Origin of the sequence: Clostridium sp. C1 (assembly GCF_018223625.1) — a bacterium.
Classification (GTDB): Bacteria; Bacillota_I; Bacilli_A; order Erysipelotrichales; family Coprobacillaceae; genus Allocoprobacillus.
Genome location: NZ_CP073631.1, coordinates 1,099,804 through 1,114,805 on the forward strand (window position 1 = coordinate 1,099,804; position 15,002 = coordinate 1,114,805).

At 30.5% G+C, this 15,002-nt stretch carries 18 protein-coding genes and 2 tRNA genes; 8 read left to right on the plus strand and 12 right to left on the minus strand.

Annotated features, from left to right (window positions below; genetic code table 11):
• Window positions 1-55 precede the first annotated feature (55 nt).
• Window positions 56-649: a tyrosine-protein phosphatase gene (locus KEC48_RS06010; protein ID WP_211964892.1), complete on the minus strand. Its 594-nt coding sequence runs from the start codon at window positions 647-649 to the stop codon at window positions 56-58.
• A gap of 233 nt (window positions 650-882) precedes the next feature.
• Between KEC48_RS06010 and KEC48_RS06015 the strand changes: the two genes are divergently transcribed.
• Window positions 883-1,458 (plus strand): MerR family transcriptional regulator, encoded by a 576-nt coding sequence (locus KEC48_RS06015; RefSeq protein WP_211964894.1) that lies wholly within the window; start codon window positions 883-885, stop codon window positions 1,456-1,458.
• Between the two features lie 19 nt (window positions 1,459-1,477).
• Window positions 1,478-1,723 (plus strand): hypothetical protein, encoded by a 246-nt coding sequence (locus KEC48_RS06020; protein ID WP_211964896.1) that lies wholly within the window; start codon window positions 1,478-1,480, stop codon window positions 1,721-1,723.
• A gap of 14 nt (window positions 1,724-1,737) precedes the next feature.
• Here the strand turns inward: KEC48_RS06020 and KEC48_RS06025 are convergent, their stop codons facing one another.
• Window positions 1,738-2,115, minus strand: coding sequence for a DUF3795 domain-containing protein (locus KEC48_RS06025; RefSeq protein WP_211964898.1), 378 nt, complete (start codon window positions 2,113-2,115; stop codon window positions 1,738-1,740).
• A 140-nt stretch (window positions 2,116-2,255) separates the two neighbouring features.
• Here KEC48_RS06025 and KEC48_RS06030 point away from each other — a divergent pair, with 140 nt between their 5' ends.
• Entirely contained in the window at window positions 2,256-2,609 is a 354-nt protein-coding gene (locus tag KEC48_RS06030; protein ID WP_211964900.1) for a hypothetical protein, read from the plus strand.
• 64 nt (window positions 2,610-2,673) lie between these two features.
• Here KEC48_RS06030 and KEC48_RS06035 read toward each other — a convergent pair.
• Window positions 2,674-2,747: transfer RNA gene (locus KEC48_RS06035), tRNA-Trp, on the minus strand.
• A 3-nt stretch (window positions 2,748-2,750) separates the two neighbouring features.
• A tRNA-Glu gene (locus tag KEC48_RS06040) sits at window positions 2,751-2,826 on the minus strand.
• 99 nt (window positions 2,827-2,925) lie between these two features.
• On the opposite strand from KEC48_RS06040, the gene KEC48_RS06045 reads away from it, so the two are divergent.
• The 3 genes from KEC48_RS06045 to KEC48_RS06055 all read left to right on the plus strand — a co-directional run bounded on the left by KEC48_RS06045 (window position 2,926) and on the right by KEC48_RS06055 (window position 4,203).
• On the plus strand, window positions 2,926-3,291 hold the full coding sequence (locus KEC48_RS06045) for a hypothetical protein (protein WP_087358200.1): 366 nt from the start codon (window positions 2,926-2,928) through the stop codon (window positions 3,289-3,291).
• A gap of 85 nt (window positions 3,292-3,376) precedes the next feature.
• Entirely contained in the window at window positions 3,377-3,682 is a 306-nt protein-coding gene (locus KEC48_RS06050) for a hypothetical protein (RefSeq protein ID WP_211964902.1), read from the plus strand.
• Window positions 3,682-4,203, plus strand: a complete 522-nt coding sequence (locus KEC48_RS06055; protein ID WP_087358202.1) for a GNAT family protein — start codon at window positions 3,682-3,684, stop codon at window positions 4,201-4,203. Before KEC48_RS06050 ends, KEC48_RS06055 begins: the two co-directional genes overlap by 1 nt.
• Window positions 4,204-4,301: 98 nt before the next feature.
• On the opposite strand, the gene KEC48_RS06060 is transcribed toward KEC48_RS06055, so the two are convergent.
• Complete coding sequence (locus tag KEC48_RS06060) at window positions 4,302-4,781, minus strand: hypothetical protein (protein WP_087358203.1); 480 nt, start codon at window positions 4,779-4,781, stop codon at window positions 4,302-4,304.
• Window positions 4,782-4,844: 63 nt separating this feature from the next.
• On the minus strand, window positions 4,845-5,291 hold the full coding sequence (locus tag KEC48_RS06065) for a hypothetical protein (RefSeq protein WP_211964904.1): 447 nt from the start codon (window positions 5,289-5,291) through the stop codon (window positions 4,845-4,847).
• Between the two features lie 421 nt (window positions 5,292-5,712).
• Here KEC48_RS06065 and KEC48_RS06070 point away from each other — a divergent pair, with 421 nt between their 5' ends.
• Both KEC48_RS06070 and KEC48_RS06075 read left to right on the plus strand, forming a co-directional pair.
• Window positions 5,713-7,761 carry an ABC transporter ATP-binding protein gene (locus KEC48_RS06070; protein WP_211964905.1) on the plus strand — a complete coding sequence of 683 codons (2,049 nt, stop codon included), beginning with the start codon at window positions 5,713-5,715 and terminating at the stop codon, window positions 7,759-7,761.
• Entirely contained in the window at window positions 7,730-9,433 is a 1,704-nt protein-coding gene (locus KEC48_RS06075; RefSeq protein WP_211964906.1) for an ATP-binding cassette domain-containing protein, read from the plus strand. The genes KEC48_RS06070 and KEC48_RS06075 overlap by 32 nt, the downstream gene beginning before the upstream one ends.
• 56 nt (window positions 9,434-9,489) lie before the next feature.
• On the opposite strand, the gene KEC48_RS06080 is transcribed toward KEC48_RS06075, so the two are convergent.
• From KEC48_RS06080 to KEC48_RS06105, 6 genes are all read right to left on the minus strand, one after another.
• Window positions 9,490-10,758, minus strand: a complete 1,269-nt coding sequence (locus KEC48_RS06080; protein ID WP_211964907.1) for an L-serine ammonia-lyase, iron-sulfur-dependent, subunit alpha — start codon at window positions 10,756-10,758, stop codon at window positions 9,490-9,492.
• Between the two features lie 59 nt (window positions 10,759-10,817).
• A complete protein-coding gene (locus KEC48_RS06085) occupies window positions 10,818-12,101 on the minus strand; it encodes a spore germination protein (protein ID WP_211964908.1) in 1,284 nt (427 codons plus the stop codon).
• The gene (gene spoVAE, locus KEC48_RS06090) at window positions 12,098-12,448 is read right to left on the minus strand and encodes a stage V sporulation protein AE (RefSeq protein ID WP_211964909.1); all 351 of its coding nucleotides are present in this window, start codon (window positions 12,446-12,448) and stop codon (window positions 12,098-12,100) included. Before spoVAE ends, KEC48_RS06085 begins: the two co-directional genes overlap by 4 nt.
• Window positions 12,445-13,452 (minus strand): stage V sporulation protein AD, encoded by a 1,008-nt coding sequence (spoVAD, locus tag KEC48_RS06095; RefSeq protein ID WP_205088957.1) that lies wholly within the window; start codon window positions 13,450-13,452, stop codon window positions 12,445-12,447. Before spoVAD ends, spoVAE begins: the two co-directional genes overlap by 4 nt.
• Window positions 13,430-13,873, minus strand: a complete 444-nt coding sequence (gene spoVAC, locus KEC48_RS06100) for a stage V sporulation protein AC (protein ID WP_087358211.1) — start codon at window positions 13,871-13,873, stop codon at window positions 13,430-13,432. Before spoVAC ends, spoVAD begins: the two co-directional genes overlap by 23 nt.
• Window positions 13,874-14,079: 206 nt before the next feature.
• Complete coding sequence (locus tag KEC48_RS06105) at window positions 14,080-14,895, minus strand: folate family ECF transporter S component (RefSeq protein ID WP_087358212.1); 816 nt, start codon at window positions 14,893-14,895, stop codon at window positions 14,080-14,082.
• Window positions 14,896-15,002: the final 107 nt, after the last annotated feature.

Here is a 15,002-nt window from a genome sequence, read left to right on the forward strand (position 1 = left end):
TACCTATATTTATATTATAACATAAAGATATGGAAAATTTAAAAAAATATAACTTTCATTTTAAAAATTTATTGACTATATTTTTGATTTTCTGACTATTTAAAAAGCACTCCATATATTCTTCTCTTGGCATGATCACATCAATAGAAACATTTGAATTTCGAGCATAATCTTCCAATAACAATTGCAGATTTTCTTTTGATTTCATATAATCTTCAATAATTGGTTGATGACTGACACCTAGACAAAGCAAAAGTAAAGCAGATACCACACCTGTACGATCTTTTCCTGCTGAGCAAAAATAAAAAACGCCTGAAGAAGCGTGACATATTTGATAAATAATATTGATCATTGTAGAATCAACCATAGATACATAAGAAATACTCACTTCTTCTGGGGCACTAGGAATCGTATTGGCTCCTGTTATAGGTGTGTGATATAACATAAATCTTGAATCTCCTTCAAAAGCACTTGGCAACATGGCATATTCCTTTTCACTACGCAAATCAAAAATGGTATAGATATTTTGATGAATAAGCCACTGTTTTTCATCTTCTGTCATTTTCATGGGAACATCACTTCTTATCAATGGTATATCATGTGATAATAGATAACATGTATTATATGTATTCTGCAATAAGGATGCCATAAAACAATCCTCCTTTATCAAGTTAAGTCTTCTATAGTTTTTTATATCACTTCCATCTTAACATAGATCAAAACAAAATAAAAACACGAAACAAAGTGTACTCATCAAGAATTGTATAGTAGAACCAGTCTGTCATAACTCATTTATTAAAAAATTTCAATGTTGAATAACAAAATGCTTGACTGTATTCTTAGCATATAGTGTAAGATATAGCTAAGAAAGGAAGAAGAAACATGAAAACACATGAAGTTGAAGATATGCTTGGTGTCACAAAACAGGCACTCATTTATTATGAAAAAGAAGGACTTATCCTCCCACAACGTTTAAATAATCGTTATCGTGATTATACACAAAAAGACATTGATATTATAAAACTCATTTTATTATTGCGTTCTATGGAAATCTCTATTGATGAAATCAAACTGATTTTAAACAATCAATTATCTATAAGAGAGGCTTTACAACAAAAACAAGATTTTATCCATGATTCACAAAAAAGGTTGGAAGAACTTAATCAAAGAATTCATGACTATATGAAAAGAAGGGAAGTCAAGGTATCCTTTTATAAGCAAGATATTGACCAATGGAAAGGCTATGATACACTCTATTGCAATGATGGATATATCCAATATAATGAAATTCTTATTGAATTATCAGACATCAAAGAAATTCAAATTTCTATGTATAGTACCAATGGCATTCTCCATGCAGGTGCTGGTGCATTTGGGATGGCTGGTATGTATTTTCAATATTTTATTGATTTAGATATTCTTACAACAAAAGACAACCTATTCATTTTCTATTCTTAATAATAATCTGGTTTGTGATATGTTTGATTATTTTATGAACAACCATATTCTTATCAATGATCCCCTTCACTTAGTGACACTTTATCATGATAAAAGAGATTCCGTTGTTTTAAATAATTATATCAATCTTCATTTTAAAGATTGGGCAAAACAATATCATCTTGATAATCCACGCAAGTCATTTTTAAGCTATTGTCAAAAAAGTGAACCAAAGAAAAAAGATTCACTAGGTTGGAATCTTATTCAAAAACTTTTCAAAAAATAATATGGAATTATTCATTATTTAATCCCACTTTGAATAAACTGAATAATTTCTTCTTCTGTATCAAATGCATCATAATCACCAACATGTTGATTTTTATAGTGATATTGGATTCCTTTATCACTATTTTCTTTTAGTTTTCTTGCAAGTTCATCTTCCCCATATTGTTGAATATAACGACAGAATGTTCTGATTCTTAACTTATGTAAAAGACTATCCTCACATGGAAAATCAGGGCATTCAAAACAATATTGATAATTTTGAGTTGTACAACATTGATAATTCTTACATGTTTCCTTTTCTGGACACCCACCTTGTTTACAGCCCACGCACTCCTGATTATCTTGACAGTAATCACAAGCTAAAGCACAATATCCAAATCCTTTAGTCGTCATGGAATACTACCTCCTTCAAATCATTAACTCACATTTTATCTTAGATTATTTAAACGACATATTCTTGTTATGGAACTGACTTCATTATATAATAATGTAGCCTATAATACATTATTGTATTTTTATAAAGGAGAATCAATATGGAAAATATTATTTTTGTCATCATTAGTGTTCATCTAATCTATTTTATCTTTTGGTTTTTCACAAATAAAATCAAAAATTCACATCTTCAAATAGTAAGAGAATGGGATAATGGATATGAATTTTATGAAACATTAAATCCAATTGATAAAGAAAAATATTGGAAAGAAGATACAAAAAATTTAAACTATTTCTTTTGTGTTCTTCTCTTTTTCATGGAAGTTATGTTTTATTGTCTTTATAGAAATTGGACTTCTTTATGGATTTTATCATTAATTATAGGTTTAATAATATCTTCTATTGTTTATATAGTATTGGATAAGAAATTAAAGAAAAAATATATCATAAAATAAAAAAAGCAGGTTCCCCTGCAAACGATATAAAGAAAAAAAGTCGATGCCTCGACTCACTTTTGAATGGCAGGGGTGGCAGGAATCGAACCCGCGTCCACGGTTTTGGAGACCGATGCTCTACCATTGAACCACACCCCTATTTGGTGACCTGTACGGGATTCGAACCCGTGAATGCATGCGTGAAAGGCATGTGAGTTAACCGTTTCTCCAACAGGCCAATTGTTACTGCTTGGTTATAATAACACATAAAATATAGAAAAGCAATAGAAAAAAGAAAGAAATAGTGATATTATAGATAAGTATTGGAGGAAATAAAATGTTTGGTTTTAAAAAGAAAGAAATAATTAAAAGTTTAGATATTAATGAAGGTTATCGTCGTTATTTAAAACATCCTGAACAAATCACAATTATATGTTTAGATGAGATTAAAGATTATGATGATTTACATATTGCTGATGCTCAATGTTTTCCATTTCGTTTATTAGATAAGTTTAAAGAAACTTACCCAGATCAAAACATGAAATATTATTTTTATGCTGTCAATAAAGTTTTTAGTGAAAAAGCATGTAGAAAACTTATGAAACAAGGTTATGATGTTTATGATTTAGGTTCTTTTATGAATTATAGGGAAAAAACAGAAGGACTTTTATCATCAAGAAAAAATAGAAGAAGAAAAAAATAAATAGGATTGATCATCTTTTTTAGCAAAGATGATTTTTTTTATTTTCTATATGTATGTTATAATGATGAAAAGGAGATATAGATTTATGAACTATTGTGAAAATTGTTATCATCTAACCAATCAAGAAAAATGCCCTTATTGCTACTCAACTGCCTTGAGAGAAGTTCATGATGATGATTATTGTTTTTTAATCACTCAATCAGCTATCTGGTGTGAAGCAATTAAAGAAACACTGGAACAACATCATATTGTTTATGAATGTATTCAGGAAATGGGAAGTGGCTTATCATTAAAAGTCGGACCATATCTTGAAAACTATCATTTTTATGTTCCTTATCATCAATACGCACAGGCACAAGAATTAATGAAACGCTTTGAGGACAATCAATAATGCAAATAAGCAACAAAGATATTCTTATTCGCAGGGCAACTCAACACGATGCCACACTTTTAACAACTTGGTGGAATGATGGAAAAATCATGGCACATGCTGGTTTTCCTCATGGTATTCACACTTCTGTTGAAGAAGTTATACAACAATTAATAACTGATAATAAAAAAAGACTCATCATTGAATATCAACATCAACCCATTGGTGAAATGTGCTATTTTTCTCATAGTTCTCATTGTGTAGAAATTGGTATTAAAATTTGTGTTTTGAATCTACAAAATCACGGTTTAGGAAAACAAGCTTTAAAACTTCTTATATCATATTTATTTTCTAAAGGATATAAACGTATTATTTTAAGCACTGATCTTTCTAACAAACGTGCCCAACATGTTTATGAAACACTCGGTTTTCAAATTTATGATATTCAACATGACTATTGGCAAGATCCACAAGGACAGATGCATTCAGCCATCTTTTATGAACTCTTTCCATCCACATTCATTTCTACAAAAAAGCTGTAACGATATATGAATTCGTTCAGCTTTTTCTATAATTTTCTCAATAATCCTAGAGTTAAATCAAATCATATTTATAAACATTCTTCGCATCTATAATTTCATCATCTATATACTGGAAGTTGAAATAATGCTATATCATCTGTATAAGGTGTATGGAATTTTAAAAAAAGATCCTTTGTATTTTTATGAATAGAATATGCAATTTGAGCTGAATAGGTTTGATTTTTCTTTATGACTTTAGGTTTATTATGAATCAATGAACAATCAATATATTCTATTGTCTGGTCCGCATCATCGATAACATCAAAATTCTTATGATCAATTATAAAATTTTCTTCAATATGATTATTTTGATAGGTCAAATCGATAATCACGATCTCATGATTTAAATAAGTTTGTACTTTTGATATATGATCAATAGTCAAAGTATAGAGTTGTTTATCATTGACTTGAACTCCATATTCTGTTCCAATAGAAAGAGGTTTTTCATTCATTTTTTCATTTCTACCCATAAAATTAACAAATATCATAACAACAATCATTCCTACTAATATAACCGGTATTATTTTCTTTATTTTCACACTTATCTCTCCTTGATCACTCTTTAGTCTTTATTGTTTTAAAGCTTCTTTTATATTTTGTTTTTACTCTTCTAATGTTTGACTTGTATCATGAGCTTCTCCTTTTACAATTTCATATGCACCTAAATTTCCACCACAAATCATCTTCACTTGAGAAGCAACAGGTCCTTTATAATCATAAAGATAAAGTATATATTGGTGATTGATTTCAAGTGGTGTAAACATGTCTTGTTCCCTTAAAATAGTGATACTGTCTTTTAATTCAGATTGAGAATATAATATATCCGTCATATGAAATGTGATTTTAACAAAGGAAACGCCTTCATATTCAAACGAAGGACTTATATCTGTAACTGTTCCTTCAAGAATATAAGGTGCCTTGATAAGATCAGCATTATCTAAATAATCTCCTACGACTTTTACAGATGAATAATCAGGAATATGTTTTACCACATTGATCTGTTTATGATAAGAAAAAAATAGCCATATTATAGAAATGAAGATAATCATTATAAGACAAAAAAACCATAACTTTCCCTTTTTGAGCACTCTTTTCATATAACCCCATCCTCTCCTGTATTATTAAAAAGCCACACTCCCATCTTCATTCTCTACTTCATAAATAGAAAATGAAATTTACGCTCGTCTTTCTCTTATGCTTTTATAAAATATGATTTTTTTAAATCACTATTATCTTCTTTCATCATACCTTAAACCACAAGAAATAACAATAAACTCTGCATAAAAAATCAAGTCTGAAAAACACTTTATCAAGAATATCTTACTAAAAACATTAAATAAAGATTTTTAATCTTTCCTTTCATGCAAAAAAGTGTATTTTATTATGCTTATATTGCCTATTCCTTAAAAAAAATATATGATATAAATAAGAAAAGAAGTTTTAGAATAATATATACAGGTGGTGAAATCAATGAAACTATCACATATTCATAAAGTATATCATAATAAAAACAATGATATTCATGCCTTAAAAGATATCAACTTAACAATTGCTAATCAAGGTTTAACTTATATCATAGGACCTAGTGGATGTGGCAAAACAACATTATTGAATATCATATCTGGTAAAGATAAGGATTATGATGGACAAGTCGAAAATAGTGGTCTTGTAGAATGTGTTGAACAAAATATTCATTTAATAGAAAATATGAGTGTCTTGGATAATTTGTTATTGGTTATCAATGATCAAAATAAAATCATGGAAATGTTGGAACATTTTGAATTAAATGATTTTATACATTCCAAAGTGAAAAAGTTATCTGTAGGTCAGAAAAAAAGAATTCAAATCATACGTTCACTATTAGTTGATTGTGATTATCTTATTTGTGATGAGCCTACATCAGCACTGGACTATCAAAACAGTCATCTTGTGATGGATTTATTACAAGAAATTTCACACAAGAAAAGTGTTATTATAGTCACTCATGAATTAGCTTTGATAGATGAATATGTAGGGCATGTTATTCGCATGGGAAAAGGTGTCATTGAAGAATATCAAGAGATTCAAGATGAGCCTATTACCATGAAAAAGAAGATTTCTTTACATCATATCAAAGAACATTTTTCACTTATTATCAAAATCATTCAAACAAGATATGCGACTTTACTTGTTAAAATATTATTTACTTTTTTTATAGGATGTTTTATTTTTGTAGGTATATCCTTATTCCCCTCTCTTGATCAGATGATTCAGCAAAATGGAAAATGGCAAACACGTGATAATCTCATTATCACTCAAAGCCGTGATCATCAGATGTCTTCAAAAACTGGAGATTTATATGATGACCAAGATATTCAAATTGTTAGAAATAATGTCAATGGCGTTATTGGTTATCAGTTTGGCTGGCAGGCTGCACAAGTGAGTTTTAATTCTGTATTTTATCCAGAAATGTATATTGATGATATCAAAGAAGCCTTATCAACAATGAAACCAGAAGATCAAAATAAAGATTTTTATCAAACATGTTTATCTATATTAGAAAATGATGTCAAATCATATGAAAAGGAAAGTGGTCAATCTTTCCCTAAAGATATCCCTTTATACATGGATTATCGAAATATTGAAACATTTCAAGATGGAGAAGATTCTTCTGTTCTTGATTCGGTGAATTTTTCTGATTATTCATTTGATGTGCAATATTATCAACTCTTTAAAGATTGTCAAATCAATTTATTAGCTGGAAGAATGATGGAAAATAATCAAGAGGTTGTGATTTCACAAAATCTTGCCTTAGAACTTTATAAAGCTAAACATTTAGAAAGCATGGAACAGCTGATTGGTATGAATGAAGTTTTACAATTAAATAAAGGACTATCTGAAGAACTTCAAATTGTAGGTATTGCTTATGCCCAAAATCAAGATGATTATATGATTTTTTTACAGGAAGGAACAATGGAAAACTTATTAAGTCATCATCATATAACCAATAAAGATAAAGTGAAATATCTTTATATATCTTTTATTAGTGATGTTCAAGAAGATGAAACAACTATTGCTCAAAATATTAATCAAGTATTAAACAGTCAAAAAAGCGAATTTGTTGTTTATACAGATTCTATTTTAGTTGATGATTCATCTGTTGAAAATCATCAATCTCTATATTTCTATTGGCTTATTGGTGGTGGATTCATTGTCTTGATAGCTATTTATATCTTAATATTATTCTTTGATAGAAAACGTTATCGAAAAGAAACTTCTATTTATCAACATTATGGTTATCAACCATTGATTCTTTATGGTGTCATCATTGCATTAAGTTTACTTATTGTTTTTATATTACAAACAATCTTTTCTACAACTCTTTATCATTTCTTTAATACCATTGCAGTTCAATTAGGTTATCCATTAGTATCATCATCACCCCTTGTATCTTATCTCCTGACTTTCTTGATCACAGCTATTATCATTATTTTTATAGAAGGGATGAATGCTTATGCAACTTGCACTTCAAAACATTAATAAATCTTTTGGAAATCATATTGTTTTTCAAAATCTTTCTTTTGATTTTTCCAATTGTGGATTTTATCTTTTATGTGGAAAAAGTGGAAGTGGAAAATCAACCTTATTAAATATTTTAGCTGGATATGAAGATATCGAGAGTGGTCAAAGAATTGTAGATGCATCTATTCATATCACGAGTATTTTTCAGACCTATGAACTGATTGACGAACTGACAGTATATGAAAACTTAAAAATGATAGAAGATATCTATCATGAAGATGTGTCTATGGATACGATTATGTCACAACTTGGTTTGCAGGAAATTCAAGATCATTACCCTCACGAACTTTCTGCAGGACAACAACAAAGAGTTGGTATAGCAAGAGCCCTCATGCAAAAACCACAAGTTATTATCTGTGATGAACCAACGGAATCATTAGATATAGAAAATAAAAAAATCGTTTTAGATTTACTCAAAAAACTATCAGCAACCTGTGTCGTGATTGTGGCTTCTCATGAACAACAACTGATGTTACCTTATTGTGATTATTGTTATGAAATCAAAGACCATCAACTGCATTGTCTTTTATCATCACCAACCAATAAACTTCCAATACCACCTCAACTACAATATCATCAAAAATCTATTCATCATTATTTTCATCAAATATTTCATAAAAAGATGATGATCATGTCATTGATACTCACATGTCTAGTTTTAATAGAAATGGTATGTGTGCAAATTGATCATTCTTTATTCATGTCAGAACATGGTAAAGATGCTCTTAATTATCAAAGTCTTTATATTACAGATTATCGATCTTCTTTACAAGATATAGATGATTACCATCGCTTGATTCCTTTTCAACCTATAGAAATCAATCATCAACTCAAAAAAGTTAATATTTATCCTTGTCCAGATTCTTCTAGAATACATGATAATGAAATCATTATCAATAAACAACTAGCTGATGCCCTGCAACAACAAGTGGGTTCAACCATTGAATTATCTTATCAACTACAAGAAGAAAGCTATCCTCTCACATTTATGATTAAAGAAATCATTGAAGAAAAAGATGTTCATCAAATGCAAATATATTATTCGTATGATTATTTAATCAATACATTAAAAAACACACCTTATTCTTTAAAATATCCTACTCAATATGATTTATTAACAGATGAAACTTTATCTTATGAAATCATCATTGATGGTGATATTGAACAGGCATATGAACAATATGCAAGTCAAAGCACTCTTTCAGTTTATCATAGTGTCCTTACAGATTGGCTTATCCAACAAAAAGATAATCATTTCTATCATCATATCTTTATTATTGTGGAAATTCTGATTGCCTTTTTGATCTTATGCTTCTTATTTTATGATGTTTTTAAAAACATGAAAAAGAATCAAAAAAATTTATCTATTATGTATTCATTAGGGATTCCTTTATCTTTATTAAAGCATATGTATTTGATTAAACAAGTCAAAATATTATTCATATTTTTCATGATTCCTGTTTTAGAATGCCTTTTGGCTTCGCTCTTTGGTATTGATTTTTCTTTCATCATGATATTATTGATATTAAGTATTATGATTATATATATACTTGTTCTCAAACTTAGACTCCATGCTTTAAAAGTTACACATATATCATCTATATTGAAAATATCTCAAGATGAATCATAATATAAAAACTATCCTGATTGAAATTACATTTTCAAAAAGGATAGTTTTTTACATACTTAACGACACATTAATTTAATAATTTCCTTATCTGTTTCCTTCATTCCATCACGTGATAATTCACCGATATTACGAATTGTATTTTCTACACCTTTTAAGACAAGCCCTTCCCCATCTTTAAATTCACAGCCATTTTTATACATATAGTATCCTAATATTCCTGCATCCACACTGGCAGCAATCTTCCCAGCACAAGATGGTTTAGCTCCATCACAGATGATTCCTGATACAATCGCTAAGCCATTAACCATTGTATGACAGATGTCTTCATAATCACCACCAAGCAAATAGGCAATGCCACATCCAGCCCCAATACCAGCACTCACAGCACCACAATAGGCAGATAGTCTTCCAATCCCAGTTTTTTGATGGATTGTACATAAATTGGATACAATCAATGCACGATAAAGTTCTTCCTCTGTTTTCTTGAATTCTCTGGCATAGACAATGACTGGTAAAGATGCAGTCATCCCTTGATTCCCACTTCCTGAATTAATAATGACTGGCATTTCACAGCCACTCATTCTGGCATCACTACCAGCCGCAGCATAAGCTTTTGCTTTAAATTTGACATCATTACCATATGTTTTCAGTATTGTTTGTCCAACACAGGCACCCCAGTGATGATTTAATCCTTCTGTTGCTATTGCAAAATTATAATCAATCTGTCTTTGTAAAAGGTCTTTGACTTGATCGAGTTCAACATTATTCGCAAATTCATAAATATCATGAATATTTAATAAACTGCGATCTGTTAATGATTGGTCTGTTGAAGCAACAACTCCCATTTCAAAAACAACATCATGATCTCTTTCAATAAAAACAATATTAGTATGGAAACCAGCAATGCGTACTTTTGCCTGATGTTCTTTTCCAATCAGTTCTACACATATATCTAAAGCACATTCACTCTCTAATGGTGAAATATCTATAGGAATATGTTGTAACCATTCTTGCATTTCTTGTTTTTGTTGTTCACTAACTTCAGCAATCACCTCTAAGACTTTTTCTGTTTTTCCGGCAACAATCCCTGCTGCAATACTTGACGCAATTCCTTTCAGTCCTCCCGTATTAGGAACAACAACACTTTTAACATTCTTAATAATATTTCCACTAACTTGCACATGAACTTTGATGATTTCATCATTTAAAACATCACGACATTTACTGGCACAATAAGCTAATGCAATGGGTTCAGTACATCCCATTGCAGGAACTAATTCTTCCTTTAAAATTTGAATATAATGTTGATAATTCTTTGCTTCCATAATCTTCTCTCCCATTCTTTTCTATTCTACCATTATTTCCAAAAACTGAAAAGAGAGGATTATGCATTTGTTTGATTCTGTTTGGGTTGACGAATGAAAAAACGTAAAAGTTCTCGACCATGAAAAGGATATAAGGGATATAAATAAGATACTCCAAAAGTCTTAATACGAGCTAAAGCTATCCACAAAATAAGATTAAAAACAATAAAACCATAAACATTGAAAAACATCATACAAAAAATCATCATGACTTTTATATATTTATTGGTCAGTGATAATTCATAATTTGGTGTTGCAAAACCACCCACCGTACCGATAGCACAAAACATTAAAATATCTTCTGAGAAAAAACCTAATTGAATCGCAAATTCTCCTAATAAAATAGCAGCAATCAATCCCATAGCATTCGATAAAGATTGGGGTGTATGAACGGTTGCTATACGTAAAAGCTCAATAGAAAGTTCGACAATCAGAATTTGTATAAAAAAGGAATAATCCCATTTTAAAAAGGATGAACATAAAGCAAAGATAGGCACAAGATAAATAGATAAGAAAACGGCAGCCATACGAATCAAACGGATAAATGTCCCAATTAATGGTGTTTGACGATGTTCTTCGACATGTTCTAAAATTTCAAATAAAGTTGTTGGCAACATGACAACGGAAGATGATGTATCACATAGAATCGCAATATAACCATGTTGAATATGCGTTGCGACAATATCTGGTCTTTCACTATATCTAACCAAAGGAAATGGATTATATCCCTGCTGTAGCAGAACTTCTTCAATAGCACGATCACTCATTATAAATTCTTGTGATTGAACTTGAGAAATACGCTGTAATAATTGATTTAAAACATCATTATTCACTTTATCTTCTAAATAAGCTACAGCTATATCAATTGGATTTTGTGTTCCCATTGTGGTCAAATGAAAACATAATTCTGGTGTCTTGATACGTCGACGAATCAGTCCTGTATTATTTAAAATAGATTCATTAAAACCATCTTTAGCCCCTCGTACACTCTTTTCTGTTTCTGGTTCTTCTATAGACCGATTAGGATAGTTTTTGGTATCCATTAAATAAGTCGTTTCACCATCAAATAAAGCACTATTGCCACCTAACAGGGCTTTTTGTATTTTATCAATATCATTCGTAGAAACAATCACAACATCTCCCATATGAATACAATTCTCTAAATCTTTTCCTTCTTTGCTTTCAATCCCTTCTACCAGTCGAGAAATCAAAACATCGTTAGATAAACTTGCTAAAAAGTAAAGATGAACAAGTCTTCCTTTATAATTTAAAATACGATGTTTTAAATCATAAGAATCGTTCATGATTTTGGTTTAAATATTATCGCAGCCAAAAATGCAAAGAGAATAGCTGCACTGATGCCTGCCGCTGTTAAATCAAACATTCCCATCGCAATACCAAAAATACCATATTCTTGCGTAGCTGCCATAGCTCCATGCATTAAAGAATGTCCAAAACTGGTAATGGGAATTAAAGCTCCGGCATGAAAAATATCAACCAGACGATCATAAATATGGAAAAGATCTAAAAAAGAACCTAAGACAACAAATAAACTCGTAATATGTCCCGGAGTTAAACGACTATGATCATAGATAAGCTGTGCAATCAGACAAACAAAACCACTGAATAAAAACGCTAATAGATAATTCATTCTACCGCCTCCAGACTAATGGCATGAGCAATACATGGAATGCTTTCTTTTTGAGCACTCATCATTGGTGACAACAAAGCCCCTGTTGAAACAACGAGAATCCTTTTTAATTTTTTGTCTTTAAGTTGTGGGTACAAAGAACCCATTGTAACTAAAGCACTGCAGGCACAACCACTGCCTCCTTGAAAAACTGGTTGGTGAGATAAATCATAAAGCATACAACCACAATCATTATAACGGACAACATCTATTTTTTGACGCTGTAACATTTCTTTTAAAATCTGATGCCCATACATGGATAAATCACCCGTCACAACCAAATCATAATCATGAAAACTACGTTTTAAATCTTGAAAATGATTCATCAATGTGTCAAATGCTGCTGGAGCCATCGCACGTCCCATATCATTCGCATCTGTCTGTTCATAATCAATGACACGCCCTAAAGTGATGGCTTCAACTTTCACATGTTGTTTTTGAGATGTTAGTAAAGTTGCTACTGCTCCGGTTGCTGTAAAGGTTGTTGTTGCTTTCTTTTGTACACCATATTCAACAGGATAACGATATTGCCTTTCTGCCGAAGCATTATGACTTGATACCATTGTCATCACTCTATCAACAAATCCTGCTTCTACAAGCAAAGAACCTAAAGCTAATGATAAAGCAAAACCTGAACAAGCCCCATAAACACCAATAAATGGTTTCATTATTTCTCTAGCTAAATAATTGACAGAAGTGATCTGATTCAATAAATCACTTCCTAAATATAAATCTACATCATGATATTTTAATCGTTCTCTTTTTAAACAGATATCCAAAGCATCTCTTAACATTTTTCTTTCTGCTTTTTCAAATGATTTTTCACCATAGTGATAATCTTGAATACTCTTATCAAAATCACTGCCTAATGGTCCTAAGTACTCTAAAGGTCCACAGACAGTACCAGAAGATGCGATAAAGACATTTTCTAAAGTGACTGAATTACCCAAAAAGTGTAATGACATAACGTATCACTCCTAACAGGGCAGAACTGACAATTCCATAGGTAATAACTGTTCCTCCTAATTTAAACATGTTACTGCCAATTCCCATAATCAGTCCTTCACTTTGACTATCTATGGCACTTGAGGTCATACTATTTGCAAAACCGGTAATAGGAATGAAAGTTCCTGCTCCGGCTTTTTGTGCTAATTTATCATAAATACCTAATCCCGTTAATAAACAACTGATGAAAACTAATGTAATCGTCATCATGGGTGTTGCTTCTTTTTGACTGATATCATAAACATTCATAAAAAATTCTAAGACACCCTGTGCCAGAATCCCAATAATCCCTCCATAGATAAAAGCAAAAAAAGCATTTTTCATTTTATGCCCAACTGGTTTTAATGTTTCAGCTAACTGATCATATTCTTTATGATCCATTTTCATCACCTCTTTTTTAGTGTTTACATTTTTTGGCTTTTCAAACATAATTTTTCAATATCAACATACACTTATTTTGAAAGGAATGAAAAATTTGTCTATGAAAAACATATTAACTCGTCTTTTTGAATATTTTTTTGAGGTTGTTGAAGTTGATGAAGATGGACATGAAATTAAAAAACAACAAGAATCTTAATCCTTGTTGTTTATTTTTCTAAGTGTACCCATATTCTTCTTAAAAATGGGATTAAACTATATCCAATAAATATTTCAATAGGCAATATAGCACATTCTTTCACTACACGAATACATAAAGAAATCGTCCATGGGATATGATACATCATATCCAGCCATAATGGTGTTAAACATAATGTCACAACAATTTCTGTCAGTACTACACACAAAATCCAAGTTGAAAAAGTTTTGGCTTCTTGTGTATTAATCTTACGTTTTAAAAAGAGAATGATCACAACAAAAAGAAGTGATAATAAAAGACATAGTGAAATTAATGTTATTTTATCCTGTAGTTTTAATGAATAAGCCGTATCTGAAATACTAACGACATCTAACTGACTGATATATAAAGAAGCTCCTACTCCTAATATAACAATCAAACCAATAACAATCATTAAAACTTTTGTTGGACTCACTCTTTTAAAGTGAACATGAACCATTGAAGGAATGACACTGACTAAAATTGTTCCTAGTGTAAATCCAAAGAAAGGAAATCCTGTGGGGACAATAATCAATCCTATCACATCACTACATAGCCCAACCAGAAAAGCATAGCTTGGAGATAAAAAATATCCTGCTAACATCAAGGGAATATATTCAAATCCAATCTTTAAACTCTCTGTTCCAAATAAAGGAATCATAATCGCTAATCTTTTACAAATAGCTGTCAAAATAATGAAAATAGCGGCTATCACTAATTTCATCACATTTCCTTTTTCAAAAGGATAAAATTTAAAAACATAAAAACCTAGTGCAATAATAATCATTGCAATTACAACTTGTTCCATAACATCATGCTACATATAACAAATTTTCCTGCTTCATCCTCATTTCTAGTCCACAGGCGTTAATTCCGATTATATAACCGTACATGCTTTGCTACTAACGTAGACTC

What these genes read in the sequence shown, in the direction of transcription:
- KEC48_RS06015 (WP_211964894.1), top strand. Translation starts at nt 883, where the DNA reads ATGAAAACACATGAAGTTGAAGATATGCTTGGTGTCACAAAACAGGCA.
- KEC48_RS06105 (WP_087358212.1), bottom strand. Translation starts at nt 14,895, where the DNA reads ATGGAACAAGTTGTAATTGCAATGATTATTATTGCACTAGGTTTTTAT.
- KEC48_RS06020 (WP_211964896.1), top strand. Translation starts at nt 1,478, where the DNA reads ATGTTTGATTATTTTATGAACAACCATATTCTTATCAATGATCCCCTT.
- KEC48_RS06080 (WP_211964907.1), bottom strand. Translation starts at nt 10,758, where the DNA reads ATGGAAGCAAAGAATTATCAACATTATATTCAAATTTTAAAGGAAGAA.
- spoVAC (WP_087358211.1), bottom strand. Translation starts at nt 13,873, where the DNA reads ATGGATCATAAAGAATATGATCAGTTAGCTGAAACATTAAAACCAGTT.
- KEC48_RS06025 (WP_211964898.1), bottom strand. Translation starts at nt 2,115, where the DNA reads ATGACGACTAAAGGATTTGGATATTGTGCTTTAGCTTGTGATTACTGT.
- KEC48_RS06075 (WP_211964906.1), top strand. Translation starts at nt 7,730, where the DNA reads ATGCTTATGCAACTTGCACTTCAAAACATTAATAAATCTTTTGGAAAT.
- KEC48_RS06055 (WP_087358202.1), top strand. Translation starts at nt 3,682, where the DNA reads ATGCAAATAAGCAACAAAGATATTCTTATTCGCAGGGCAACTCAACAC.
- KEC48_RS06030 (WP_211964900.1), top strand. Translation starts at nt 2,256, where the DNA reads ATGGAAAATATTATTTTTGTCATCATTAGTGTTCATCTAATCTATTTT.
- KEC48_RS06085 (WP_211964908.1), bottom strand. Translation starts at nt 12,101, where the DNA reads ATGAACGATTCTTATGATTTAAAACATCGTATTTTAAATTATAAAGGA.
- KEC48_RS06070 (WP_211964905.1), top strand. Translation starts at nt 5,713, where the DNA reads ATGAAACTATCACATATTCATAAAGTATATCATAATAAAAACAATGAT.
- KEC48_RS06065 (WP_211964904.1), bottom strand. Translation starts at nt 5,291, where the DNA reads ATGATTATCTTCATTTCTATAATATGGCTATTTTTTTCTTATCATAAA.
- KEC48_RS06045 (WP_087358200.1), top strand. Translation starts at nt 2,926, where the DNA reads ATGTTTGGTTTTAAAAAGAAAGAAATAATTAAAAGTTTAGATATTAAT.
- KEC48_RS06010 (WP_211964892.1), bottom strand. Translation starts at nt 649, where the DNA reads ATGGCATCCTTATTGCAGAATACATATAATACATGTTATCTATTATCA.
- spoVAD (WP_205088957.1), bottom strand. Translation starts at nt 13,452, where the DNA reads ATGTCATTACACTTTTTGGGTAATTCAGTCACTTTAGAAAATGTCTTT.
- spoVAE (WP_211964909.1), bottom strand. Translation starts at nt 12,448, where the DNA reads ATGAATTATCTATTAGCGTTTTTATTCAGTGGTTTTGTTTGTCTGATT.
- KEC48_RS06050 (WP_211964902.1), top strand. Translation starts at nt 3,377, where the DNA reads ATGAACTATTGTGAAAATTGTTATCATCTAACCAATCAAGAAAAATGC.